We start from the raw sequence: 4,889 nt of genomic DNA, 5'->3' as shown, positions 1-4,889 counted from the left end.
GCGTCGAGGTCGATGTCCTCGCCGCGGTTGGCCTTGATGTTCTCGATCGCGTCGTCGAGGATCGTGAGGTTGCGCAGGCCGAGGAAGTCCATCTTGACCAGGCCGAGCGACTCACAGCTCGGGTAGTCGAACTGCGTGATGACCTGGCCGTCCTGCAGGCGCCGCATGATCGGGATGACGTCGATCAGCGGCTCGCTGCTCATGATGACGCCGGCCGCGTGCACGCCCCACTGGCGCTTCAGGCCCTCGAGGCCCTTGGCCGTGTCGACGACCTCCTGGAAGTGCCGCTCCGTCTCGACGAGCGCGCGGAAGTCGCCGCCCTCGTTGTAGCGCTTGTGCTCCGGGTTGTAGATCTCGGAGAGCGGAACGCCCTTGCCCATCACGTCCGGCGGCATCGCCTTGGTCAGCTGCTCGCCGACGCTGAAGGGGTGGCCCATGACCCGGGCCGCGTCCTTGACCGCCTGCTTGGCCTTGATGGTGCCGTAGGTGACGATCTGGGCGACGCGGTCGTCACCGTACTTCTCGGTGACGTACCGGATGACCTCACCGCGCCGGCGCTCGTCGAAGTCGACGTCGAAGTCGGGCATCGACTTGCGCTCGGGGTTGAGGAACCGCTCGAAGATGAGCCCGTGCGGGATCGGGTCGAGGTCGGTGATGCCCATCGCGTAGGCGCACATCGAGCCGGCACCGGAGCCACGGCCCGGGCCGACCCGGATTCCGTTGCGCTTGGCCCAGTTGATGAAGTCGGCGACGACCAGGAAGTAGCCCGGGTAGCCCTTCGAGACGATGACGTCCTCTTCGTAGGCGGCCTGCTTGCGGGCGTAGTCCGGGACGCCCTCGGGGAAGCGGCGCTGCAGCCCCGTCTCGACCTCCTTGATGAACCACGACGTCTCGTCCTCGCCCTCCGGGCAGGGGAAGCGCGGCATGAAGCGCCCCTCCCCCTCGGTGAAGCCGATGTTGCAGCGCTCGGCGATGAGCAGGGTGTTGTCGCACGCCTCGGGCAGCTCGCGCCACAGGTGGCGCATCTCCTGCGGGGACTTGAGGTAGAAGTCGTCGGCGTCGAACTTGAACCGGCCCGGGTCCATCAGGGTCGAGCCGGACTGGACGCAGAGCAGGGCGGCGTGCGCCTTGGCGTCCTCGGCCCGCGTGTAGTGCAGGTCGTTGGTCGCGACAAGGGGCAGGCCGACATCCTTGGCGAGGCGCAGCAGGTCGCGCTGCACGCGACGCTCGATGTCGAGGCCGTGGTCCATCAGCTCGCAGTAGACGTTCTCCGGCCCGAAGATCTCGCGCAGCTCGCCGGCGACGCGGCGGGCCTCGTCGTACATCCCGAACCGCAGCTTCGTCTGGATCTCGCTCGACGGGCAGCCCGTCGTGACGATGATGCCCTTGCCGTAGGTCTCGAGCAGCTCGCGGTCGATGCGTGGCCACTTCGTGTAGACCTGATCGAGGGACGCGTGCGAGGTCATCCGGAACAGGTTGTGCATGCCCTCGACGTTCTCGGCGAGCATCGTCATGTGGGTGTAGGCGCCTCCACCGGAGATGTCGTCGCGCCCGCCGTCGCCCCAGCTGACCTTGGTGCGGTCCGTGCGGTGGGTGCCGGGCGTGATGTAGGCCTCGACGCCGATGATCGGCTTGACGCCCGTGCCCTGCGCCTTCTTCCAGAACTCGTAGGCGCCGAAGACGTAGCCGTGGTCGGTCGTGGCCAGCGCCGGCATGCCCATCCGGGCGGCCTCCGTGAAGAGGTCGCCGATCCGCGCCGCACCGTCGAGCATCGAGTACTCCGTGTGGACGTGGAGGTGGACGAAGCTCTTGTCGGGCGCGGTTTCCGTGGACATCGGGGTTGAGTCTAGGCCGGACCGCAGACACTCTCGGCGTGTCGTCCCCGGGGTGTCGACGTTGCCGCCCGCGCCCGCTGGAGACCCACGTGCCGTATGCCGCCCACCCCGGCTCGCGCGGGCCCGTAACGAGGCGTCTCGACGGTTCGGACAAGCGGTACGGCCTCGCGACAACGCGACCACGTCGAGAGGCCGCCCTCTCGTTGACGCGGCCGGGCGGCATACGGGTGAACGACAGGCGAGACCTTCACCCTCAGGTGGAAGGTGATCCGCTCAGAAGGTTGCGACGACGTCCAGGGCGTGCTGGAGCTCCGCCGGGTAGGCGCTCTCGAAGTGGACGTAGTCGCCCGACGTCGGGTGCTCGAACCCGAGCCCGACCGCGTGCAGCCACTGCCGGTCGAGCCCCACTCGAGCGGCGAGCTTCGGGTCGGCACCATAGAGCGGGTCGGCGACGCACGGGTGCTTGAGGGCCGCCAGGTGCACGCGGATCTGGTGGGTCCGTCCGGTCTCGAGGTGGATCTCGAGGAGGCTGGCGTGCCGGAACGCCTCGATGACCTCGTAATGCGTCACCGACGGCTTGCCCGACTTCATCACCGCGAACTTGTAGTCGTAGCCCGGGTGCCGGCCGATGGGCGCCTCGATCGTCCCGACGACCGGGTCGGGCAGGCCCTGCACGAGGGTGTGGTAGGTCTTGTCGACGCTCCGGCTGCGGAACGCCTGCTTGAGCCGGGAGTAGGCGATCTCGCTCTTGGCGACGACCATGAGGCCCGAGGTGCCGACGTCGAGCCGGCTCACGATTCCCTGCCTCTCGGGAGCGCCGGAGGTCGAGATCCGGAACCCGGCTGCCGCGAGACCACCCACGACGTCCGGCCCGTCCCACCCCACACTGGGATGGGCGGCGACCCCGGCCGGCTTGTCGACCACGACGATGTCGTGGTCGTCATGCACGATGCGCATCCCGGGAACCGGCTCGGCCCGGGGTGAGACCCGGGGGCCGGCGTCCTCGGTCGGCAGGGCCACCTCGAGCATCGAGCCCGCCGTGAGGCGCTCCGACTTCAGAACCGGCTTCCCGTCGACGACGACGTGCCCGTCCCCTGCGAGGTCGGCCGCCCGCGTGCGGGACAGCCCGAAGAGCCGGGAGACGGCAGCGTCGACCCGCTCGCCCTCGAGCCCTTCCGGGACGAAGACGGTGCGCACGTCAGGCATCCCGGCGCCTCGTCCCCTGGTCGCGTCGCCCGTCCACGCCGATGCCGCGCAGGGCGAGCAGGACGATGAGAATGGCCGCGGTGACGATCCAGATGTCCGCGACGTTGCCGATGAACCAGCCGTTGTAGTCGATGAAGTCGACGACATGGCCCTGCCCGCCGCCCGGCGGGCGGATGAAGCGGTCGGTGAGGTTGCCGACGGCACTGCCGAGCAGCGCCCCGAGGGCCAGGGCCCACGCCCGCGACCCGAGGTCCTTGGCGACGAAGGCGATCGCGATGAGCACCACGACAGCGATGACCGTCATGACCCACGTGTTCCCGGCGCCGAGCGAGAGGGCCGCCCCCGGATTGCCGATGAGCTTGAGGCGGATCGCGTCACCGATCACCGAGCGGCTCTCGCCGTCGCCGAGCCGGTCGAGGGCGATGATCTTGCTGACCTGGTCGCTGGCGTAGGCGAGGACGGCGACGACCACGAGGAGCGCGAAGAGCCGGCGGCGACGCGCGGCCACTGCCTGGCGGTCTGGGGGACGGTCGTCGGGTGCCTCGGGTGGTGGCGTTGGGGTCAGTGGCGTTCCTGTTTCGTTTTGCATGGCATGCACAGGGTCGCACGTGGGAAGACCTGGAGGCGACCCTTGCCGATCGGGTTGCCACAGTTCTCACACATCCCGTAGGTACCCGCGCGCAGCTGCTCCAGCGCCCGCTCGGTCTGCCGGAGCATGTCACGCGAGTTGTTGGCGAGGGCGATCTCGTGGTCGCGCTCGAACGTCTTGGCCCCCGCGTCCGCCTGGTCCTCTCCCCCACCGTCCGACGAGCTCTGGATGAAGTTGGCGAGCTCCTCCTCGGCGCGCTCGATCTCGCGCTCGTAGGACTCGATCTCCTCACGCAGGTACTTGCCGACGGCACGCAGCTCCTCGGCCGTCCACGGCGCCTCGTCCTCCTTGACCTTGAGGCTCTGGGTCAGTCGCTCGACCTCGGCCTCGGTCGCCGGCTTCGTCGCGCCGACCCCCGACCGTCGGGTCCTGGACCCGTTGCTCGTGCTCGCCGCCGACGTCGTGCCGGCGCTCGCGGTCTTCTTGCCTGTCGCGGTCCTGGTCATCGCTGCAGCCTTCCTCGGCGGTGCTGTCTTCGTCGCGGCGCCCGAGCGGGTCGCCGTCGTCCTGGTCGTGCCCTTCGTCGCCGGGCCCACTGCCGTGCGGGCGCGGCTGCCGGTGGCCTTCCGGGTCGTACTGCCCGACGTGGTCGTCCCGGCCTTGTCCGCCGTCTTCGCGGTCGACTTCGAAGCCGTCTTCTTGGCGACGCTCTTCGGCGCGGCCGGCGAGCCCTTCTTCGCGGCCGGTGGGGCCTTGACCGACGTGGTCTTTCCCGCTGCGGTCTTGCTGGTCGCGGCCTTGCTCGCGGTGGCCTTGCTCGCGGTGGCCTTGCTCGGGGCGGCCTCGGTCGGCGAGGCCTTGGGCGTCGCCGCCTTGCTCGTCACGGCCTTGTGGGTGCTCGTCGAACGGCCGGCGGTCGTCGCGGAGGCAGCCGTCTTCCTCGTCGCCCGCTTGGTGCCAGGCGTGCTCGTGCTCGTCCGTGCCGCAGCCTTCTTGGCCGACATAGTGCCCTCCAATGACCGTCGACGTTGACAAGTGGGGCCGACAATAGGCCCCCAACGACGCGGATACAAACGAAACGCGGCCAAAACCCGGTCGTGTGCCAGACCCACGGCATGTTCACAGCATTCGGACACCACACCAACAGGTTTCGGGCACGGGCGGGGACGGGCGGCGTCATACGCGAAGGGGCCGCCCGGCGGGTTCCGGGCGGCCCCGTCGCAAAGGGCTCGTGATGGCGCTTGGCCGGCTCGGGCCTA

At 69.4% G+C, this 4,889-nt stretch carries 5 protein-coding genes; 1 reads left to right on the top strand and 4 read right to left on the bottom strand.

Annotation, left to right across the window (positions count from 1 at the left end; all coding sequences use genetic code 11):
- The 4 genes from dnaE to ACTHJJ_RS10040 all read right to left on the bottom strand — a co-directional run.
- Window positions 1-1,835, bottom strand: a 1,835-nt coding sequence (gene dnaE, locus ACTHJJ_RS10055; RefSeq protein WP_440302805.1) for a DNA polymerase III subunit alpha, incomplete at its 3' end; no start/stop codon positions are given.
- A 273-nt stretch (window positions 1,836-2,108) separates the two neighbouring features.
- Complete coding sequence (locus ACTHJJ_RS10050) at window positions 2,109-3,041, bottom strand: RluA family pseudouridine synthase (RefSeq protein ID WP_440302804.1); 933 nt, start codon at window positions 3,039-3,041, stop codon at window positions 2,109-2,111.
- Complete coding sequence (locus ACTHJJ_RS10045; RefSeq protein WP_440302803.1) at window positions 3,034-3,549, bottom strand: signal peptidase II; 516 nt, start codon at window positions 3,547-3,549, stop codon at window positions 3,034-3,036. The genes ACTHJJ_RS10050 and ACTHJJ_RS10045 overlap by 8 nt, the downstream gene beginning before the upstream one ends.
- A 53-nt stretch (window positions 3,550-3,602) precedes the next feature.
- Window positions 3,603-4,136 (bottom strand): TraR/DksA family transcriptional regulator, encoded by a 534-nt coding sequence (locus ACTHJJ_RS10040; RefSeq protein ID WP_440302802.1) that lies wholly within the window; start codon window positions 4,134-4,136, stop codon window positions 3,603-3,605.
- Between ACTHJJ_RS10040 and ACTHJJ_RS10035 the strand changes: the two genes are divergently transcribed.
- Window positions 4,114-4,662, top strand: coding sequence for a hypothetical protein (locus ACTHJJ_RS10035; RefSeq protein WP_440302801.1), 549 nt, complete (start codon window positions 4,114-4,116; stop codon window positions 4,660-4,662). The genes ACTHJJ_RS10040 and ACTHJJ_RS10035 overlap by 23 nt on opposite strands.
- Window positions 4,663-4,889 lie beyond the last annotated feature (227 nt).

Source organism: Intrasporangium sp. (genome assembly GCF_051961875.1).
Taxonomy (GTDB): domain Bacteria; phylum Actinomycetota; class Actinomycetes; order Actinomycetales; family Dermatophilaceae; genus Intrasporangium_A.
The sequence above is the reverse complement of the archived record's forward strand: the minus strand, read 5'-3'. Positions and strand labels throughout refer to the sequence as shown.